The organism is Bacteroides caecigallinarum (assembly GCF_016902295.1).
GTDB classification, from domain to species: Bacteria; Bacteroidota; Bacteroidia; order Bacteroidales; family Bacteroidaceae; genus Phocaeicola; species Phocaeicola caecigallinarum_A.
On the sequence record NZ_JACJLQ010000036.1, the window covers coordinates 12329 to 33652 of the forward strand.

The window sequence follows — 21324 nt, forward strand, 5'->3', positions numbered from 1 at the left end:
CTAGTATTTTCCGTTTCGGGACCTTTATTTTATGATTTAATTATCAGAATTTCAGAACATATATTTGAAGTATTTATTCGCTTCAATATTATCTGGAAGGAACAAGGGTAAATCCCCATTTATATTCCTGATTGGCCGGGATAAGATACTGTTTGTCAGGAATGGCTCCCCAGCTGTCGTATCCACCTACACCCATCTGTTTCATATCTACGCATACTTCAACAAAATCGCGTGGCTTGATATCACTGATGTGAGTCTGCCTTGGCTTGATGTTTTTGGCAGTTGATACATCATGCTTCAGTTCTTCCTCATCACGGTTGTTCCACTGATAGTCGCAATATGTCGCTTCCTCACCGTCGAAATCTTCTATTGAGTTGCGCAACGTATTGAAGCCGATAGTCTGGTCGGCATAAATTGTAAGACCTTTTCCGCCTTTCCTGCCAACGCTAAGCCAGCGTGTATCTGTGTGATGACCATTTTCCTGAGGGCGTACGTATGGGAAATACATATCATCGGCAGTGCTCTTATAGAGACCGACGAGGGTACCATTATTGCGGTCAATATAGTTTTCTTCAGGTCCGCGACCGAAATATGTCACATAATTCATATTGGCCGGCATACGGAAACGGATACCTATACGAGGTACCACAAGTTTTGAACTTTCCTTGCGGATGGCATCATTACCCGGAGTGAAGGTAGCCATAAGAGTAGCTTCGGACAATTCGGTCTTTGTTGCCTCCATATCGGTAGAAGTAAAGGTATAGTCAGCTTTTACAACTCCCGAAGGATGTATGCGGTATGTTGCCATATAGAGATTTCCTGCAGCCAGAAGATATGTGGCTTTCAGTACGGCATCCTTACCATCCATTTCTACAGAAGCATCCACTACATTGAAGTTTTTGCTTGACTGTTTCCATATCTGCAGGCGTTTAGGCATCTGGCTTCCGTAATCATTGTCGTTTGGAGCACGCCAGAAGTTAGGCTGAATACCGAAACCTTCGCTGAAGTATTCTGTTCCTCCAACCTCATAGGAAGTGACAATTCCGCTTTTCTTGTCGAACTTGAAATTCACCTTTGAAGAAGATACGCTTAAAATATTACCTTCTGTGCTACACTTAAGGGCAGGACCGGAAACAGCAAATTCACGTTCCAGAGGTTCTACAGGTAAACGGAACTGCTCGTGTGCCAGTTCAAATCCGGCAGGAACAAGTGTTTCAGGCTCCACGGTAGTTACACTGAACTCAACAAAATATTCAGTACCTGCTTTCTGCTTCAGACCGCTTACATCTACTTTAAGCTCTTTACTTGCCTGAGGCTCAATATCCATTGATACCTTGTTACGGCGAATTACCTTATCATTCTCCTTGACAAGATATGTAATCATATATTTCTTTAGATTTGTAAAGTAATAACGGTTAGTTACATTGAATATACCGTTTTCTCCATCTTTCATCTCGAAACCTACATATTGATGAGCATATTTCACTTCACTCATGGCAGGATGAGGAGTACGGTCAGGGCTGACGATACCATTGCAGCAGAAGTTACCGTCACTTGGCATATTAGTTCCGAAGTCACCTCCGTACGCCCAGAAGAAACCGCCATCTTCAGTCTTGACTTTCAGTCCCTGGTCAACCCAGTCCCAGATATAACCACCCTGAAGATTAGGATACTTATATATTGCTTTCCACTGATCCCAAAGACTGCCTGTAGAGTTACCCATGGCATGAGCATATTCAGAAGGAGCAACAGGACGGTCGCTGCCTTTCTTGCCTATAGATTCCAGCCATGATGCACTAGGATATTGAGGTACATACATGTCGGAGTTCCATTCCCACTGGGCACGTTCATAGTTTACCGGACGATTCATAATATCCTTGTCGGCTTCTTTCAACCACAGATAAGTCTGGTAGAAATTGTAACCGTTGCCGGCTTCATTACCGAGCGACCAGAATGTAAGTGAAGGATAATTCTTGTTACGTTCAAACATATTGATGGTACGATACAAATGTGGCTTCAGCCATTCAGGATTATTTCCTAATGTACCACCTTTTCTCAGGTCGTAATACATACCATGACTTTCAATGTTTGCTTCATCGTAAACATAAAGGCCATATTCGTCACACAGTTCATAGAAACGTCTGTCCTGAGGATAGTGACACAGACGAACTGTGTTCAGGTTATGTTGTCTCATCAGTTCGAAATCCTTTCTCATAAGCTCCTCACTCACATAATGTCCTGTTTCAGGATTATGCTCATGGATATTTACTCCTCGCAGCTTGATTGGCTGGCCATTGACCAATAATACCGTATAATTATTTCCGTCGGCTGATTTCTGATCAATTTCCTTTATCTCTATTCTTCGGAAACCAACGTTAAATGGAACCACTTCTGTAACTTTTCCGTTCTCCTTTACAGTCATAAACATCTTGTAAAGATTAGGAGCTTCAGACGACCATGTCTTTACCTGTGGAATTTCTTTATTGAAAACTACAGTGTTTTCTTTTTTAGAGTCAACAGATATATTTTTGTTTTCCTGTGCTATAATATTTCCTTGTTTGTCAACAAGTTCATAGCTCACTTCAAGATTGGCAGTTGTACTGCGGCTGTTCTTCATATCTATTGCCAGACGGAAGATACCATTACTGTACGTATCATCAAGAGTGGAAGTCACACGGAAATCACTCACCGAAGCCTTGGGTTGTGAATAAACAAATACATCTCTTTCTATACCGCTCATCCGCCAGAAATCCTGACATTCCAGATATGAGCCTGTACTCCAACGGAATATTTTCAGTGTCAGAACATTCTGTCCTTCTTCCAGATAATCATTGATAAGATATTCTGCCGGATTTTTTGAATCCTCGTTGTATCCTACTTCCTTTCCATTGATATATACATAACATCCCGATTTTGCTCCGGCTATATGAAGATAGATATCTCTACCTTTCCAATCGGACGGTATATTAAGGTCTCTTCTATACACACCTACAGGTATATCATCCGGCAGTTTGGGAGGCTGCGGGTTTCTTGGTTGGAACTCATAACCGTGGTTGGTATATATAGCTACTCCATAACCCTGCATTTCCCAGTTCCCGGGGACTTTTATATCGTTCCAGTCGGATACATCTGTATTCTTTTCGGTAATGTCGGCTGGAAGGTTACGATGTGAGTCTGTATAGTAGAATTTCCAAACCCCGTTAAGTAATTTATAATAAGGACTGGATTCGTATTTTCCACTCATGGCCTGAGACTTGTCAGCATAGCTCATAAATGCAGAACGAGGCTCCATACGGTTTACACTTACGGTTTGTATGTCCTGCCAGTAAGGCAACGTTACAGACTGATTATCGTTTGAAAAAGAATTAAAAGAATTGCTACATAATAATAGCGACATCAGAGCTAGTTGTTTCTTCATAATATTTATTTAAGTTTAGTTTCCGGGCCAAAGTTAATACATTACGATGTCTTTCCTTCTATAAATTCATTGTTTTTCTTTTTCTTTTTCAGCTTTTTGCTTTTTCTCTATCAGCATGTTCATGAAAGCGGAGCTTATTATACCTGTAGGGATAGCAATCATGGCAATACCAATCAGGCTTATCAGGCTACTCAGTAGGCGCCCTATTGGAGTGATAGGATATATATCGCCGTATCCCACGGTGGTAAAGGCTACTATGGCCCACCAGAATCCGTCACCGATATTCTCGAATGCATTGGGTTGTGCGTTACGTTCTATGTAGTACATCAGGATTCCTGAGAAACCAAGCATGATGCCACATGCCGTATAAGATGTTATGAGTTCCTCCTTTACGGTCTTCAAAACTGTTCCTATCATCTGGAACGAACGCGAGTAGCGTATAAGTTTGAATATTATCAGAATGTATGCCAACACCACAAGATGTATATTAGGTGTCTCTTTGTAGATATAAATACCAACGAAAGGAAGTACGGCTACAAAATCTATAAGTCCGTAAAAGGAAAATATGTAATGCAGACGTGCTACCCATGGGTTTTTATATTGTGCATACTGTACAGGGGCTGCAGCAATCCTTAATCCGTATTCTATGGTAAAGACGAAAGAAGCCAGATAATTGAATAAGTACAGCCAGTTGCGATAAGGCGCGGATTCCTCAAACGAGCCGCATATAATTGAAATTATAGATCCGATAATGAAGAACAGTACGAAATACTGAAACCATTTTTTCATCAGTTGACGGTGTATGGATCTGTAAAGTTTCTCATGTCGTATAAGAGTGGTTATCTTCTCACGTATAGGTGATATGACATTGTTGGGATTATTTTTCATTTTATATAATAATAGGTACTATTGGCAAATGTAAATAAAAACTATGATATTTAAAATACCAGTTTGAACGGAGTGTATAATTTTTGTATAATATGTGCATATGATTTCAACCTTATATGCCTATTTTTTGTTTTTCATTATATAAATACTTATTTTTGAGAAAAACAAATAACCGATATCATTATGAAAAAACACAAGCGAACCAATACGCTTAGTTTGTTGGCATCATTGCCTTTAATATTGGCAGGCCAAACTATTAATGCACAAGAACAAGAATTAGACAAAGTCTCTGCCGATACTGTAGTAAATGTCGGCTATGCCACCGGAAGCATTAAGAAACTGTCCGGATCAGTGGAACTGATCAAAGAAGATCAGATGAACAAAATACAGATTGTAAATCCTATTGAGGCTATTCAGGGACGAGTAGCAGGACTTACTATCAATAAAGGGGGGAACGGAACGGCTGCTCTTGATGCGGTACGTCTGCGTGGAACTACATCCATAACGGGAGGTAACTCACCGTTAATCATTGTTGATGGTGTTATAGGGGATATGACTCTGCTTACCTCAATTTATCCTACTGACATAGAAAGCTTTACTATTTTGAAGGATGCTTCCGAAACGGCTCAGTACGGTTCGCGTGGAGCTTCCGGCGTAATAAATGTCGTGACAAAGAAAGGTATCAAGGGCAAGACAAGTATAAACTACAGCGGAAGTTTCGGTATTTCCAGTGTGTATAAAAGAATAGGGATGCTCGATGCTGATGAATACAGAAATGTCACTTCAAGTCTGGGATTGAGTATTATAGACAAAGGCTATAATACAAATTTCCAGAAAGCAATAGAAAGGACGGCCATAAGGCAGAATCATAATATTGCTCTTTATGGTGGCGGAGAGAAATCTACTTACCGTGTATCTCTTGGATATTTGGATATGGAAGGAGATATAATGAACGAGGGTATGAAGATGTTTACATCAAACATGAATCTGAACCAAAAGCTTATAGATAACTTGGTAGATTGTGAACTTGGAATATTCGGCTCGGTGAAAAGGGAAAGAAGTCTGTTCGACCTTCAGAAGACATTTTATTCGGCCGCAACTTTCAATCCTACTTTCCCCGGAGAAAAGAATTCTTCAGGTGCCTGGGATAATCTTACTACGGCCAGTCAGATAACAAATCCGTTGGCATGGATGGAAGTTGACAACCGTGAGACAGCCTCATACTTCAGTGCGCATGCTAAAATAAACGTAAATCTTCCATACCGGCTGAAACTGGTACTTTTCGGCTCATATACATACAATAATGCTGAGGACAGCCAATATTTACCTACAACAGTATGGGCTTACGGTCAGGGATACAGAGGTTTGAGAAGTTCGGAATCATTGCTGGGAAACATGATGCTTACATACAACAGACAGATGGGAAAACATTTTATAGATGTATTGGCATTGGGTGAGCTCTCTAAGGACAGATATTCCGGATTCTATACTACAGCTACAAACTTTTCATCTGATTATATGGGCTTCAATAATCTTCAGGCAGGAGCATTGAGACCATGGGACGGTACAGGCTCTTATTTTGAAGATCCCAGACAGGTATCGTTTTTGGGCCGTGTGAACTATTCGTATGATGACAGGTATGTTGTAACATTGAATGCGCGTACTGATGCGTCATCCAAGTTTGGCGAGAACCATAAATGGGGATTTTTCCCTTCAGCTTCTGTGGCGTGGAACATATCGCAGGAAGATTTTATGAGGTATGTTGATATAGTCGATAATCTGAAAGTCAGACTGGGATACGGACTTGCCGGAAACCAGGGAGGAATAAGTTCTTATACCACTATGAGTCTGGCTAAACCGAACGGGGTAGCTCCTGTTGGTAACTTGCCTATGGTTACTTTTGAAACACTGAGAAATGTCAATCCGGATCTGAAATGGGAAGTGAAGAAGACTTTCAATGCTGGTGCCGACCTTGAAATGTATGGTAGCCGGTTTATTCTGTCTGTCAATTATTATAAGTCGAAAACAAGCGATATGCTTTATAATTATCATGTCAGCGTTCCTCCGTTCACTTATAATACCCTTTTGGCAAACATCGGTTCGATGGAAAACAATGGCGTGGAAATATCAGTAGGAGGTACTCCGGTGAGAACAGGGGATTGGGAACTTATGATAAACGCAAATCTCACTTATCAGCAGAACAAACTGCTGTCGCTTGGCGGAATGTATGAAGGTAATTATATATCAGCTGCCGAATATACAGCCATTGCCGGACTGAATGGTGCCGGATTTCATGGTGGAAACAACAATATAGTGTATCAGATAGTGGGACAGCCATTGGGCGTTTTCTATCTGCCTAAATGTACAGGTCTGAAAGATGACGGTAACGGAGGTTATGTATATGGTATAGCCGATTTGAATGGGGGCGGAGTAAGTATAGAGGATGGAGAAGACAGATATATAGCCGGACAGGCCATACCTAAATATATACTCGGTTCAAATATCAGTCTGAGATATAAATCTTTCGATATCTCGTTACAGATGAACGGTGCGTTTGGCCATAAGATTTACAACGGTACTGCACTTACATATATGAACATGAATAACCTGCCTGACTATAATGTTATGGAAGAAGCTCCTAAGAAGATGATACGCGACCAGACGGCTACGGACTACTGGCTGGAAAACGGGAACTACCTTAATTTCGATTATCTTACAATAGGATGGCAACCGAAAGTAAAGGACGGATTGTGGCTGAAGGGTTGCAGACTGGCTTTTACGATAAACAATCTGGCGACTATAACCGGGTATTCGGGACTTACTCCGCTTATAAACAGTTCCGGCATAGACGGTACATTGGGAGTTGACGATAAACGCAGCTATCCTGTATCGAGGACATATACTTTAAGCCTCGGGTTGAACTTTTAAAATTTATGCGTATGAAACGATATGTTTACATCATAACAGCTTTTATCCTTTGTCTATCATCTTGCAAGGGTTTTTTGGAAGAAAATCCAAAGGACGCAATAAACGAAAATCAGATAGCCGGAAATCTGAAAGAACTATACATGCACAGTGTTGCCACTCTTTATAATAATATTGGCGGATATAATGACAGTGAGGGGATACAGGGCACCGGAAGAGGTATATACGACCTTAATACTTTTACCACCGATGAGGCTATAATGCCTACGCGTGGCGCGGACTGGTATGACGGTGGATTCTGGCAGGGACTATATCTTCATGACTGGGGAACAAATAACAATTCTATTCTTGCCACATGGGAATATTTGTACAAATCGGTCATGCTTTGTAATGAATCTGCCAGAAGGATAAAGGACTATGCAACAGAGCACAGTGATGATGATGCACAACCCTTGATGTCAGAAGTCAGAGCTCTAAGGGCATTATTCTATTACCATCTTATGGATTTGTTCGGGAGAGTGCCGCTCATAAGGGAAACAGAAGTTGAGAAGTCGGTGAAAGAACAGGCAGAAAGGAGTGAAATCTTCTGGTTGATTGTAAATGAACTCCAGGAATCCTTACCTTATCTGGCAGACGAACGTAGTAATATCCCCGGAGAGTATTACGGACGAATTACACGACATGTGGCATATTTTCTGTTGGCTAAACTGGCACTGAATGCCGAGGTATATACAGATGATGTATGGACTGACAATTTAAGACCAAACGGAGCTGATATAGAATTTACAATAGACGGAACAAGGATGAACGCTTGGGAGGCCACAATATACTATTGTGACAAGATAGCAGAGGCAGGATATAATCTGGAACCGGACTATAGGACTAATTTTGCAGTTTTCAACGAATCGTCCGTTGAGAATATCTTTGTAATACCTATGGACAAGACATTATATACCAATCAGTTCATTTATTTATTCAGGTCGCGTCATTATAATCATGCAAAGGCTTACGGACTTGGTGGAGAGAACGGTGCGTCTGCCACTCTGGATGTTCTTGAAACATTCGGTTACGGTACGGAAAATGAAGATCCACGATTTGATTTCTGCTATTTTGATGACGATCTTACCGATCTTGACGGAAATCCTATAATGCTGGATGATGGAAAGACACGTTTGGTCTATGAGCCTTGGAAGGTTGAACTTGACGTTTCAGGAAAACCGTACGAGAAGACTGCCGGAGCGAGAATGAAAAAATATGAAGTCGATCCTACAGGCTTTAAAGACGGAAAACTTATAGACAATGATATCGTTCTTTACAGATATGCCGATGTGCTTCTTATGAAATGTGAAGCCAAGGTTCGAAATGGAGAAAACGGTGACAGAGAGCTTAATCTTGTCAGGAGTAGAGTAAATGCCCCTGCCAGGAGTGCTACTCTTGAAAATATTCTGGATGAAAGAATGCTTGAACTTGCCTGGGAAGGATGGAGGCGTCAGGATATGATAAGGTTCGGAGTTTACACTGAAGCATATAGCAGCCGTCCTCAGCTGGAAAATGAAGAGACCGGATTTACAACAGTATTCCCAATCCCTGAAAAGATTATTCAGATGAATAACTGGTTATTACAGAATTCGGGTTATAAGAAATAGAAAAAGACCTCTCTTATTGGAAAATGTCCGTAAGAGAGGTCTTAATCTTTTTATTTATATTATTGGTTATTTATATTCTTCCCAACTCTTTATAGCTATATCGTCAATGCTCATTGAGCAGAATGCATTGATGAATGCGCTCGCAAGACGTGCGTTTGTAACAAGAGGAATATTCAAATCCACAGCGGCACGACGTATCTTGTAACCGTTTTCAAGTTCGGTTGGAGTAAGGTCGCGTGGAATATTCACCACCATGTCTATTTCCTTCTTGTGCAACATTTCGAGGGCCTGTGGCTGTCCTTCTTCGCTTGGCCAGTAAACGCGGGTATTTTCTACGCCGTTTTCTGTAAGGAACTTGGATGAACCGCCGGTAGCGAAAATGTTGTAACCTTTTTCTTTCAGTGCGCGTGCAGCCTGAAGCAGGTCAACCTTCTGTTTCAGTGTACCTGTTGACATAAGGATGTTCTTTTCAGGGATGCGGTAACCTACTGAAAGCATAGCCTTCAAAACTGCGCATGAAGTATCGTCGCCGATACATCCCACCTCACCTGTAGATGCCATATCAACACCCAATACAGGGTCAGCCTTCTGCAGACGGTTGAATGAGAACTGGCTTGCCTTGATACCTACATAGTCGAGGTCGAACAGGTTCTTTTCAGGTTTTTCAACCGGCAGACCGAGCATAACCTTAGTTGCAAGTTCGATGAAGTTAATCTTCAATACCTTGCTTACGAATGGGAACGAACGGCTGGCACGCAAGTTACATTCGATAACCTTGATATCGTTTTCGCGTGCGAGGAACTGGATGTTGAACGGACCGGAGATGTTAAGTTCTTTCGCAATCTGTCGGGAGATACGCTTGATGCGGCGTACAGTCTCAACATAAAGTTTCTGTGGAGGGAACTGTATGGTAGCGTCACCTGAGTGTACACCGGCAAACTCTATATGTTCAGAGATAGCGTATGCCACGATTTCACCGTTCTGTGCCACAGCATCCATTTCAACTTCCTTAGCATGTTCGATGAACTGGCTCACTACCACAGGGTGTTTCTTCGATACGTTGGCTGCAAGCTGCAGGAAGCGTTCAAGTTCTTCCTGGTTAGAACATACGTTCATGGCCGCACCTGAAAGCACGTATGAAGGACGAACCAATACAGGGAAACCTACCTTTTCGATAAATGCGTTGATATCTTCCATAGAAGTAAGCGCGCTCCATTCAGGCTGGTCAACACCGATACGGTCAAGCATAGCCGAGAACTTGTCGCGGTCCTCTGCGTTGTCGATACTCTTGGCAGATGTACCGAGAATATTTACCTTCTGGGCATCAAGACGAAGAGCCAGGTTGTTAGGAATCTGTCCACCTGTAGAAACGATTACTCCGTGAGGATTTTCGAGGTCGAGGATATCCATTACGCGTTCGAAAGTCAACTCGTCGAAGTACAGACGGTCGCACATATCGTAGTCTGTTGATACAGTTTCAGGGTTATAGTTAATCATTACAGAGCGGTAACCTTCCTTGCGGATAGTGTTAAGAGCCTGAACACCACACCAGTCGAACTCTACAGAAGAGCCGATACGGTAAGCTCCTGAACCAAGAACCACGATACTCTTGTGGTCGCCAAGGTAATGAACATCGTTGGCCACACCGCTGTAAGTCAGATACAGGTAGTTGGTCTGTGCAGGATATTCAGCAGCCAGAGTATCTATCTGTTTCACTACAGGCACAATACCTACACTCTTACGGTGGTTACGGATAGCAAGGCTTCCTTCTTCCATATCGCCCTGATAGCCGATGGCACGAGCCACCTGGAAGTCAGAGAATCCCTGACGTTTTGCCTTATAAAGCAATTCGTTAGGCAACTGAGAAAGCAATGTATGGTTATTGCCCCATTCGTGGAGTTCCTTAGATGTCTGCATGATATTCTGCAGCTTGTCGAGGAACCACTTGTCTATTTTAGTAAGGTCATGAATCTGGTCAACAGTGTAACCGGCACGCATAGCCTTAGAGATTACGAAAATACGTTTGTCTGTCGGTTCGCGGAGAGCCTTGTCTATATCGTCGATAACGAGTTCCTTGTTTTCAACGAAACCGTGCATTCCCTGACCGATCATACGAAGACCTTTCTGGATAGCTTCTTCGAAAGTACGTCCGATAGCCATAACTTCACCTACAGACTTCATGCTTGAACCGAGTTCGCGGTCCACACCGTGGAACTTACCCAAGTCCCAGCGAGGAATCTTACATACGCAGTAGTCAAGAGCAGGTTCGAAGAATGCGGAAGTAGTTTTTGTTACAGAGTTCTTAAGGTCGAACAGTCCGTATCCCAAACCGAGTTTCGCTGCAACGAAAGCCAAAGGATAACCTGTAGCCTTAGATGCAAGGGCAGACGAACGGCTCAGACGGGCGTTAACCTCGATTACGCGGTAGTCTTCCGATTCAGGGTCGAAAGCATACTGTACGTTACATTCACCCACGATACCGATGTGGCGGATGATGCGGATAGCAAGCTCACGCAACTTGTGGTATTCGCTGTTTGTAAGAGTCTGCGATGGAGCTATAACGATAGACTCACCGGTGTGGATACCAAGCGGGTCGAAGTTTTCCATGTTACATACAGTGATACAGTTGTCGAAACGGTCACGAACAACTTCGTATTCCACTTCTTTCCATCCCTTCAAGCTCTTTTCTACAAGAACCTGTGGAGAGAAAGAGAAAGCTTTTTCAGCCAATACGTTAAGTTCTTCTTCGTTGTCGCAGAAACCTGAACCAAGACCTCCAAGCGCGTATGCGGCACGGATGATAACCGGATAGCCCAGTTCCTTTGCGGCACGGCGTGCATCCTCGATATTCTCAACAGCCTCACTCTTGATAGTCTTGACGTTGATTTCGTCAAGTTTCTGTACGAATAGCTCACGGTCCTCTGTGTCCATGATAGCCTGTACAGGAGTACCGAGCACGCGAGTATCATATTTTTCGAATATACCTTCCTTATAGAGAGCCACACCGCAGTTCAATGCTGTCTGTCCACCGAACGAAAGCAATACGCCGTCCGGACGTTCCTTGGCTATTACTTTTTCTACGAAGTAAGGTGTAACGGGCAGGAAGTAAATTTTGTCTGCCACACCTTCCGAAGTCTGCACTGTAGCGATATTAGGGTTGATAAGCACAGTTTCTATGCCTTCTTCCTTAAGAGCCTTAAGAGCCTGTGAACCGGAATAGTCGAATTCGCCGGCCTCGCCGATTTTAAGTGCTCCGGAACCTAACAATAATACTTTCTTTATATTTTCTTTCATGAATTTGAGTTTTTAAGTTTTTAAGTTTTTGAGTTTGTTTTTAAGTTTTTAAGTTTTTGAGTTTGAGTTTAAATTCGTTGACCGTTGGTTGCATCAACAAACTTACAAACTAATAAACTTACAAACTTATAACAATTTTACAAACTCGTCGAACAGGAATTCTGTATCTGTCGGACCACTTGCAGCTTCCGGGTGGAACTGTGCAGAGAACCAAGGATTCTTCTTGTGGCGGATACCTTCGTTAGAGCCGTCGTTCATGTTGATGAACAGTGGTTCCCAGTCAGAGCCAAGAGTATTGTTGTCAACGGCATAACCGTGGTTCTGCGAAGTGATGAAACATTTCTCTGTTCCTACCATGCGTACCGGCTGGTTGTGGCTGCGGTGACCGTATTTCAGCTTGTATATTTTTGCGCCTCCAGCTTTAGAAAGCAACTGGTTACCCATACAGATACCGAAGATAGGAAGTTTTTCGTTCTGCATAGCCTTGCGGATATTCTGCACTGCGGCATCGCAAGTGTCTGGGTCACCAGGACCGTTTGAGATAAACAGACCGTCGAACTCAAGAGAGTTGAAGTCATAGTTCCATGGAACGCGGATTACTTCTACATCGCGTTTCAGCAGACAACGGATAATGTTCGATTTAACACCACAATCCACGAGTACCACTTTCTTCTTGCCTTCGCCTTCGTTGTAACGGATTACTTCCTTGCAGGAAACCTTGTCAACGTAGTTCACTCCGGCATATTCGGCTTGCGGAATGTTGTCCGGTTCATCATCGAAAACTATTTTACCCATCATAACGCCATGTTCGCGCAATACCTTAGTAAGCTCACGTGTGTCGATGCCGGTTATACCCGGAATCTGTTCACGCTTAAGCCAGTCGCCGAGACTTTCTACTGCATTCCAGTGTGAATACTTTTCGCTGTAGTCGCTCACGATAATCGCTTCGGCATGAATCTTTTCGCTTTCCATAAAATGAGGAAGTCCGTTCTCCGCGAATGTGAAAGGAGGTACACCGTAGTTGCCCACCAGCGGATAAGTAAGTGTCATGAGCTGGCCTGCATACGAAGGGTCTGTCAAGCTTTCCGGATAACCGGTCATGGCTGTGTTGAACACCACTTCGCCTGCAACGGGTTTTTCATAACCGAACGACTTGCCGTGGAAGCGGCTCCCGTCGTCGAGGATTAATGTTACATTTCTCATTATCTGTATGTTTTTTTTGAGTTTTATTTTAAAACTTATAATTTTCTTCTACATAATTTATAAACGCCTGGTTCACCAGTTTCACACCGCCCGGAGTAGGGTAGTCACCGCTGAAGTACCAGTCGCCTGTATGGTCAGGACATGCCTCATGCAGTCCTTCAAGAGTCTGATATACTATTTCAACTTTGGCCTGAGTGCCTGCAGGAGTAAGAAGTTCCACCATCTTTGCGGATATTTCTTCGTCTGTGAACGGAGCATATATCTCTTTCACGTAGTTCACCATCTCTTCCTTCGGCTTGTCAAGTTGCGCCTTCGATTTACGGTAAGCGCTCTCGATTATTCCGGTCATTCCTCTTTCCTCAAGAAGAGCTATAGCCGCCTTGAAAGCTATGAACTGCTCCATGCTTGCCATGTCTATGCCGTAATAGTCCGGATAGCGCACCTGTGGTGATGACGATACTATCACTATCTTTTTAGGATGCAGGCGGTCGAGTATGCTTATGATACTTTGTTTCAGTGTCGTTCCGCGAACTATACTGTCGTCTATTATCACCAGATTGTCCGCGTATGGCACGAGGCTTCCGTATGTGATGTCATATACGTGGGCAGCCAGGTCGTTGCGAGTGTTGCCTTCGGCAATGAATGTACGCAACTTTATATCCTTTATCGCCACTTTCTCGCTTCGTATTCTTTGCGAGAGAATCTGTTCCAGTTCAGTGTGGCTTGGCTTGTGTCCCAATGCCTCGATTCGTTTTACTTTCAGCTGGTTCAGGTAGTTGTCGAATCCTTCCAGCATTCCGTAGAATGCTACCTCCGCGGTGTTTGGAATGAAAGAGAAAACGGTGTGTATCACGTCGTTGTCTATAGCTTTCAGTATAGGTTTGACCAACTTCTCACCGAGCATCTTCCTTTCGCGGTAAATGTCAACGTCACTTCCGCGGCTGAAGTATATACGTTCGAATGAGCAGGCTTTTTTCTGTTTCGGCTCGTTTATCTGGGCCAGACGCATCTGTCCGCTTTTGCTTATCATGATAGCCTGTCCCGGTTGCAGTTCGTTTATGCTGTCGGCAGGAATGTTGAGTGCGGTCTGTATCACCGGACGTTCCGATGCGAGTACGAAAATCTCATCGTCCATATACCAGAATGCAGGACGTATGCCCCAAGGGTCGCGCACCGCAAAGCTTTCTCCGCTTCCTGTCAGTCCGCATATCACGTAGCCTCCGTCCCATGTCGGGCTTGAGGTCTTCAGTACATTTGTCAGGTCTATTCTGTCCTCTATTGCATGAGTGATGTCCATACCTGCCAAGCCTTCACCCTTGCATTCAGTGTATAGGCGTTCCACTTCGCGGTCAAGGCGGTGTCCCACCTGTTCCAGCATTATGTAAGTATCTGCATATTTGCGCGGATGCTGTCCGTCGGCAGTTATCGACGCGAATATTTCGTCAACGTTTGTAAGGTTGAAATTTCCGCATAATGCGAGGTTCTTTGCACGCCAGTTGTTGCGTCTGAGAAATGGGTGTACATACGATATTCCGCTTTTTCCGGTTGTGGAATATCTCAAGTGTCCCATATACAGTTCGCCTGCAAAAGGAAGACATCTTTCCGCGTATTTGGCATCGTGCAACTGCTCTATTCTCAGATCCTTGAAATAGCTGTGTACTGTTCCGAAGATTTCTGTTATGGCTCCCGCGCCCAGTCCTCTTTCGCGGAACATGTATTCCTCTCCCGGTGCTGCCTGAAGTTTCACACAAGCCAGTCCGGCTGCTTCCTGTCCGCGGTTATGCTGTTTCTCCATCAGCAGGTATAGCTTGTTAAGCCCATACATCCATGTTCCGTATTTCTGTTGATAGTGTTCCAGTGGTTTCATGAGGCGTATCATAGCCACACCACATTCGTGCTTAAGTTGTTCCATACCTTTATCCTATATATTTGTATTGTTGTATATGCTTACGGGCGAAAAAAATCCCGGTCATGCCGAAAAGCATTTCCGGGTAAAATTTATTTTTTATGAAAAAAAAATAGCATGTTGATGACTTTAGTATGCTGTAATAAAAAAAATGAAAAGCGGATTTCAGCAATAGGAAATGCTTTTGCATTTCTGCATGCTTATGAAGTTTGACGATGTTGCTAACCGAATGAAATCTTCTCATTTTCTGGCTCTTAATAATATATAATGTGTTATATTAAGTCTTATTTATATTATATTCGGGATGCAAAGATAAATACTTTTGACGAAATATGTGCACTTCATTAATACATCTTTAGAAAAAATATACATAATATGATTTCTTATGTATGTTATGTACGGTATCAATGATTATATGTAAGAAAAAAAACGGAAATACATTTGTCAATAAAAAAATAAGAAGTAATTTTGGCCCTTGAAACAAGAACGAGAGCTTGCCGAAATAACTCAGTTGGTAGAGTAACTCATTCGTAATGAGTAAGTCGCGGGTTCGAGTCCCGCTTTCGGCTCTTCTGTTCAATATGCATCTGCAAAACGCCCTGTCATTTGACTTAAAATGACAGGGCGTTTTGTCTAAAATGACAGGGCGTTTTTTTAAAACGTATAAGGCCTTAAGTTTATTTACGTTCTTCGTGTTGTCTGTTAATAAAGATTTTATTTATCTTTGTCCGAAATAGTATGCTATTAAATTTGCCCTAATGGAAAAATTTGAACTTAACATATTGGGATGTGGCTCGGCGTTGCCTACTATGCGTCATTCTGCTACCTCACAGGTTCTCAATGTGAGGGAGAAGCTTTTTATGATAGATTGCGGAGAGGGTACGCAGGTGCAGTTGCGCCGTTCAAAACTGAAATTCTCAAGACTTAACCATATATTTATATCACATCTGCACGGTGATCATTGTTTTGGGCTTATAGGGTTGATATCAACTTTCGGAATGATAGAACGAACAGCTGACATTCATATTTATGCCCATCCTGATTTGCAGGTGCTACTGAAACCACAGCTTGATTTCTTTTGTAAAGGATTGCCCTTCGAAGTGATTTTCCATGACATAGATCCAGCAGAACGTGCTGTGATATATGACGACCGTTCGCTGACAGTGGAAACCATTCCGTTAAAACACAGAATGCCCACTTGTGGTTTCCTGTTCAGAGAAAAAACGCTTCCAAATCATATCATCCGCGATATGATAGATTTTTATAAAGTGCCGGTGTACATGATTAACAGGATCAAGAATGGTGAGGACTTCATATGTGAGGATGGAACTGTAGTGTCAAACAGCAGGCTGACAATACCTTCCGATCCTCCAAGAAGTTATGCCTATTGTTCTGATACGATGTTCTGCCCTAAAATTGTGGATCAAATAAAAAATGTGGATCTTCTTTTTCATGAAGCTACTTTTCTAGAAACAGAGAAAGCAAGAGCAAAGGTTACTATGCATTCCACTGCACGTCAGGCTGCCGAAATAGCCCAAATGGCAGAAGCTAAGAAACTTGTGATAGGACATTTCTCTGCCAGATATGATGACGACGAATGTCTGCTGGCTGAAGCAAAAGAAGTTTTTTCCAATACTATATTGGCGAATGAAAACTTGAGTATAAACATTTGAAAATCCTACGGCATATTGTTTTTATGGCAAATAATAAGGAAGACGATATAAAAGAACGTTTACACGACCAGTCCACCCGCAGTAAGGCTTTCGAAGAGGTGGTAAGGGAGTTCAGCGAGCAGCTGTATTGGCAGATAAGAAGGATGGTAGGTTCGCACGACGATGCTAATGACATCCTTCAGAACACGTTTGTAAAGGCATGGACCAATATAGACTATTTTAGGGGAGAGGCAAAACTTTCCACATGGCTGTACAGGATAGCCCTAAATGAATGTCTGGCTTTTCTGAACAGACAGAGAGCGCAGGAGAATATCTCTATAGATGAGGCCGATTCCAATTTTATAAACATGCTTGAAGGTGATCCTTACTTTGATGGCGACGAAACACAGATTATGTTTCAGAAAGCCATACGTACACTTCCCGAAAAGCAAAGGATTATTTTCAATCTGAGATATTTTCAGGAAATGAAATATGAGGACATCTCTGAGATAGTAGGAACTACAGTTGGAGCTCTAAAGGCCTCATATCATCATGCGGTGAAGAAAATTGAAGAATTTTTCAAACAGAACGATTAAACCTTTTACCTTAATTTTTATCTAAAACAAAAGGAAGGAGATAGTATTATGAAGGAAGATACCGAATTAAAGAACAGAATAGGTAAGGAAAATCCTTTCAAGGTGCCGGAAGGTTACTTTGACAGTATTGTTCCCGAGATAATGAAGCAGCTTCCTGAAGCCGAGGTTCAAGAAAATGCAGAGATAACTCTATGGGAAAAAGTCAAGCCTTGGGTTTATATGGTAGCTATGTTCTGCGGGCTTATGTTCGGACTGCGCGTAATGATGATGGACAGACCGGTCAGTACGGCAAATAATGGGGAAACAGCGTCTGTAACAGACTCTGTGCAAGGTATCCCTGATGAATATATAGACCCTATCTTGGATCAGACCATGATGGATGATTACACATTATATATGTATCTGACGGATGCTGATTTGGAAATATACAATTAATTCTATTATTCTTATATGAACAGATTTATCATTATAATTACTTTGTTTTTCGCATGTCTTGCCGTGCAGGCTCAGGAAAAGAAAGAATGTATGAGCAAAGAACAGTTTCGCGAAAGACAAAAACAATATTTTGCAGATAAGGCGGACTTAACCCAGGAAGAGGCAGCAAAGTTTTTCCCATTGTACTTTGAATTGCAGGATAAGAAATTTTCCTATAATAAAGAAATGTGGGATAAGATGCATAAGATAAGGGAAAGTAAGAATGTGAGTGATGCTGAATATTCACGTATTACTGAAGATTTGATAAAAACGCGTCTGACTATTGATGAACTTGAACTGGAGTATCTGCGTAAATATAAAAAAGTTCTTAGTCCGAAAAAAATATATTTTATCCAGCGTGCCGAAATGAAGTTCAGTCGTGAATTGCTTAAAGGTGCCGGAAAACATAGAAAATAGTCTTAAGAAACTGCTTCTGATACGTAAAACAGGCTAAAATCGATGGGAAAACAATTTTTTTAGAAAAAAAAAGTTCAAAAGCTTTGCATATTCAAAAATAAACCATACCTTTGCATCGCTTTTGAGAAATAAAGCACTTCGGAAGGAGTTCTGGAGAGGTGGCAGAGTGGTCGATTGCGGCGGTCTTGAAAACCGTTGTACCGCGAGGTACCCGGGGTTCGAATCCCTGTCTCTCCGCAATAAAGGGTGTAAATCAAGCATTTGCGAGATTTACACCCTTTTTTACACCCAAAAGTCAACTACGGGGTGTAGTCTATATGCATTATTTTTGGTAATCCTATTCATTTCCTTCTTAACTTTATTATATTTCATTTTTAGTTTCTGTAATTAGAACTACCCTACAGGGTAGTGGAAAAGTCTCGCGAAGTATGGAACTTTGCAGCAGAAAACTAAAAAACTATGGTATCAACAATTTCTTATATAAATCTCTCATGGGCAGTTGTGGGCATCATAGACAGGGATGTCCACAACTCCCTACAATCCATGAAGCGTCCCGACGAACCGATAGAAACTACCATTGAAAGGTACGTCATCGGTTATCTGGTCTTCTGGCATATTGCCTATATTGATAAAGAAAAGATGAACAGATGTGACGATGAGAAGGTAATCGAACTTGGACGTAAGAAAATGGAGGAATACGTCACCTCACATCCCCCTGTAGCTACTTTGCCGAAGTTCTACATCGTCTTCCTAAATCAGCCTCATATTGGCTGCGATGCCCACGGCCTCAGTGATGTTTTTTGCGTGTAATAGTTTATAGTGATAGAACAAATTAATAACAAATAGTATGAAAAAGTTTATTTTGATATTAACAATGCTGAATCTGGTCATTCAAGTTTCAGCACAAATTACGGGAAAAGTTGTTGACGGGAAGCAGAATCCAATTCCTTATGTGAGTTGTGTTCTCCATTCTATCCCGGATTCTACATTTGTATCAGGAACAGTAACAAATATGGACGGATATTTTGAACTACCTGTTCAACAAGGACATTATATAATCCAATTTTCATATTTGGGTTATAAGACAACTGAACTTGAATGTTCAAATGGTGATTTGGGTATAGTTACTCTTAAAGAAGATGCTGTTGCGCTGCAAGAGGTTGTGGTTGAAGGAGAACTACCGCTGGTTAAAATGGAAAATAACAGGTTGACTTATAATACAAGAGCAATACTGGATAAGAAGATTGTGAGTAATGCTCACGATTTAATAAGGGAGCTGCCTTCAGTTATGAGTTTGGATGGAAACTCTTTAAGTGTTGTAGGTGCTACAAGTACAACTATCTGCATATCCGGCAAGTTGTCACAATTAGATATGAACCATTTAACCGATTACTTGAAATCATTGCCAGCCGATGAAGTTGAAAAAGTTGAAGTCATTTATAATGCACCTCCTCAGTGGCATGTAAAAGGTTCTGTTATCAATGTTGTAATGAAAAAGAAAAAAAACTACACTTTGAATGGTCAAGTACAAGGAAGCTGGAGTAACCAACATGAAAATTCTTTTGATCTTGGAGGAACGATTATCACGTCAACTCCAAAATGGGATTTTGATTTAATGTATAAGTTTGCTGATTTAAGAAATATATCGAGAACTGAAACTGATGGTATTCATACTATTGGTAATACATTATATGAAATCTCATCTATTGCTGAAAATTTCAGCAAAGAGAACAGACATTCTATTTATACAAATATTGGCTATAAGTTTAATGATAATAATTCTCTTTCTTTATCATACAATGGATTGATTTCTCCACAAAAATCCAGTGAGTTAAATAGCTTGAATACAATGTTTAGTGATGCAAACTCCATAAATAAGGGTAATAATAATCTTCACAATTTAGCATTGGCTTATACTTCTCAGAAAGGCATCTCTGCCGGTGCGGAATATATGAATTATACTGATGCTGGCACACAAGATATGGAAATTCTAAATGAGGGTTCTTTTCAACAGACATTTTCGTATTGGAGAAAACAGAGTATTGATAAAGCCAGAGCATATTTTGATATGAGTCATACACTAAAAAATAACTGGATTCTAAACTATGGTGCTAACTATAATTATGTTAGTAATTGCAATGAACAGGAAAATACGGATATTCAGAATGGTGGAGAAAATGATTATGCAAAAGCATCAGAAGTTAATGAGCACACTACTGTAGCGTATATTGGATTTCAAAAGTCATTTTTTAATGGCAAATTGTCTTTAAATGCATCTTTGTCCGGTGAACTTTACAAAATTAATGATTATAAAAAGAACGCATTATTGCCTAATGCTGAAATAACATTTGTACCGTCCAACAAACATATTTTCCAATTATCCTATAATACGCTGCGTACTTATTCTACATATTGGCAAAGACAGGATTTTACTTCTTACAGTGATGAATATACGGTGTATATGGGTAATCCTTTACTGAAGCCTGCCCGTACATCAAATGTAAATTTGACTTATATCCTAAAAAGCAAGTACATATTTCAAGCCTCATATTATCGGGTAAATGATTTCTTTATCGAACAGAGTTATCAGATGCCAGATGAGCTGAAATTATTGTACAAATCATTTAATATTGATTATACCTCGAATTTGACTTTTACATCTATCATACCTGTTAACATTGGTAAATGGTTTAGCTCAAACCTCGTACTCAGCACTTATAATGAGAGATATAAAAGTAATGACTGGTATGGATATAAATATGACAGAAGTAAATGGACTGGTATGGTAATGGCAAATAATTAGGGTGTCCAGTTCTACGTTCCTAAAAACGTAGTACAAAACGCCCTCGTTATTGTTAATACAATGCTCTTAAATTCAATGCTTTAATAAGCAAAATTGCTCTTT

13 protein-coding genes and 2 tRNA genes are annotated in these 21324 nt (G+C 41.3%); 10 read left to right on the forward strand and 5 right to left on the reverse strand.

The window, feature by feature from the left end:
• Nucleotides 1-88: 88 nt before the first annotated feature.
• Nucleotides 89-3418, reverse strand: coding sequence for a glycoside hydrolase family 2 TIM barrel-domain containing protein (locus H6A27_RS11495; RefSeq protein WP_204508771.1), 3330 nt, complete (start codon nucleotides 3416-3418; stop codon nucleotides 89-91).
• A gap of 66 nt (nucleotides 3419-3484) precedes the next feature.
• Complete coding sequence (locus H6A27_RS11500; protein WP_204508772.1) at nucleotides 3485-4306, reverse strand: ion transporter; 822 nt, start codon at nucleotides 4304-4306, stop codon at nucleotides 3485-3487.
• 183 nt (nucleotides 4307-4489) lie between these two features.
• Between H6A27_RS11500 and H6A27_RS11505 the strand changes: the two genes are divergently transcribed.
• Entirely contained in the window at nucleotides 4490-7234 is a 2745-nt protein-coding gene (locus H6A27_RS11505) for a SusC/RagA family TonB-linked outer membrane protein (protein WP_204508773.1), read from the forward strand.
• Nucleotides 7235-7245: 11 nt separating this feature from the next.
• The gene (locus H6A27_RS11510) at nucleotides 7246-8877 is read left to right on the forward strand and encodes a RagB/SusD family nutrient uptake outer membrane protein (RefSeq protein ID WP_204508774.1); all 1632 of its coding nucleotides are present in this window, start codon (nucleotides 7246-7248) and stop codon (nucleotides 8875-8877) included.
• Between the two features lie 66 nt (nucleotides 8878-8943).
• On the opposite strand, the gene carB is transcribed toward H6A27_RS11510, so the two are convergent.
• The 3 genes from carB to H6A27_RS11525 form a co-directional block, all read right to left on the reverse strand.
• Nucleotides 8944-12171 (reverse strand): carbamoyl-phosphate synthase (glutamine-hydrolyzing) large subunit, encoded by a 3228-nt coding sequence (gene carB, locus H6A27_RS11515; RefSeq protein WP_204508775.1) that lies wholly within the window; start codon nucleotides 12169-12171, stop codon nucleotides 8944-8946.
• Nucleotides 12172-12297: 126 nt separating this feature from the next.
• Nucleotides 12298-13374, reverse strand: coding sequence for a glutamine-hydrolyzing carbamoyl-phosphate synthase small subunit (gene carA / locus H6A27_RS11520; RefSeq protein WP_204508776.1), 1077 nt, complete (start codon nucleotides 13372-13374; stop codon nucleotides 12298-12300).
• Between the two features lie 28 nt (nucleotides 13375-13402).
• Nucleotides 13403-15286 (reverse strand): amidophosphoribosyltransferase, encoded by a 1884-nt coding sequence (locus H6A27_RS11525; RefSeq protein WP_204508777.1) that lies wholly within the window; start codon nucleotides 15284-15286, stop codon nucleotides 13403-13405.
• A gap of 490 nt (nucleotides 15287-15776) precedes the next feature.
• On the opposite strand from H6A27_RS11525, the gene H6A27_RS11530 reads away from it, so the two are divergent.
• The 8 genes from H6A27_RS11530 (at nucleotide 15777) to H6A27_RS11565 (ending at nucleotide 21222) form a co-directional block, all read left to right on the forward strand.
• Nucleotides 15777-15849 (forward strand) — tRNA-Thr (locus H6A27_RS11530).
• A gap of 189 nt (nucleotides 15850-16038) precedes the next feature.
• Nucleotides 16039-16953 (forward strand): ribonuclease Z, encoded by a 915-nt coding sequence (locus H6A27_RS11535; RefSeq protein WP_204508778.1) that lies wholly within the window; start codon nucleotides 16039-16041, stop codon nucleotides 16951-16953.
• Nucleotides 16954-16976: 23 nt separating this feature from the next.
• A complete protein-coding gene (locus H6A27_RS11540) occupies nucleotides 16977-17528 on the forward strand; it encodes an RNA polymerase sigma factor (RefSeq protein WP_204508779.1) in 552 nt (183 codons plus the stop codon).
• 48 nt (nucleotides 17529-17576) lie between these two features.
• Nucleotides 17577-17963, forward strand: coding sequence for a hypothetical protein (locus tag H6A27_RS11545; protein ID WP_204508780.1), 387 nt, complete (start codon nucleotides 17577-17579; stop codon nucleotides 17961-17963).
• A gap of 15 nt (nucleotides 17964-17978) precedes the next feature.
• Complete coding sequence (locus tag H6A27_RS11550; protein WP_204402631.1) at nucleotides 17979-18419, forward strand: hypothetical protein; 441 nt, start codon at nucleotides 17979-17981, stop codon at nucleotides 18417-18419.
• A gap of 152 nt (nucleotides 18420-18571) precedes the next feature.
• Nucleotides 18572-18656: transfer RNA gene (locus H6A27_RS11555), tRNA-Ser, on the forward strand.
• Between the two features lie 222 nt (nucleotides 18657-18878).
• Nucleotides 18879-19229: a hypothetical protein gene (locus H6A27_RS11560; protein WP_204508781.1), complete on the forward strand. Its 351-nt coding sequence runs from the start codon at nucleotides 18879-18881 to the stop codon at nucleotides 19227-19229.
• A 37-nt stretch (nucleotides 19230-19266) separates the two neighbouring features.
• Nucleotides 19267-21222, forward strand: coding sequence for a TonB-dependent receptor (locus tag H6A27_RS11565; RefSeq protein ID WP_204508782.1), 1956 nt, complete (start codon nucleotides 19267-19269; stop codon nucleotides 21220-21222).
• Nucleotides 21223-21324: the final 102 nt, after the last annotated feature.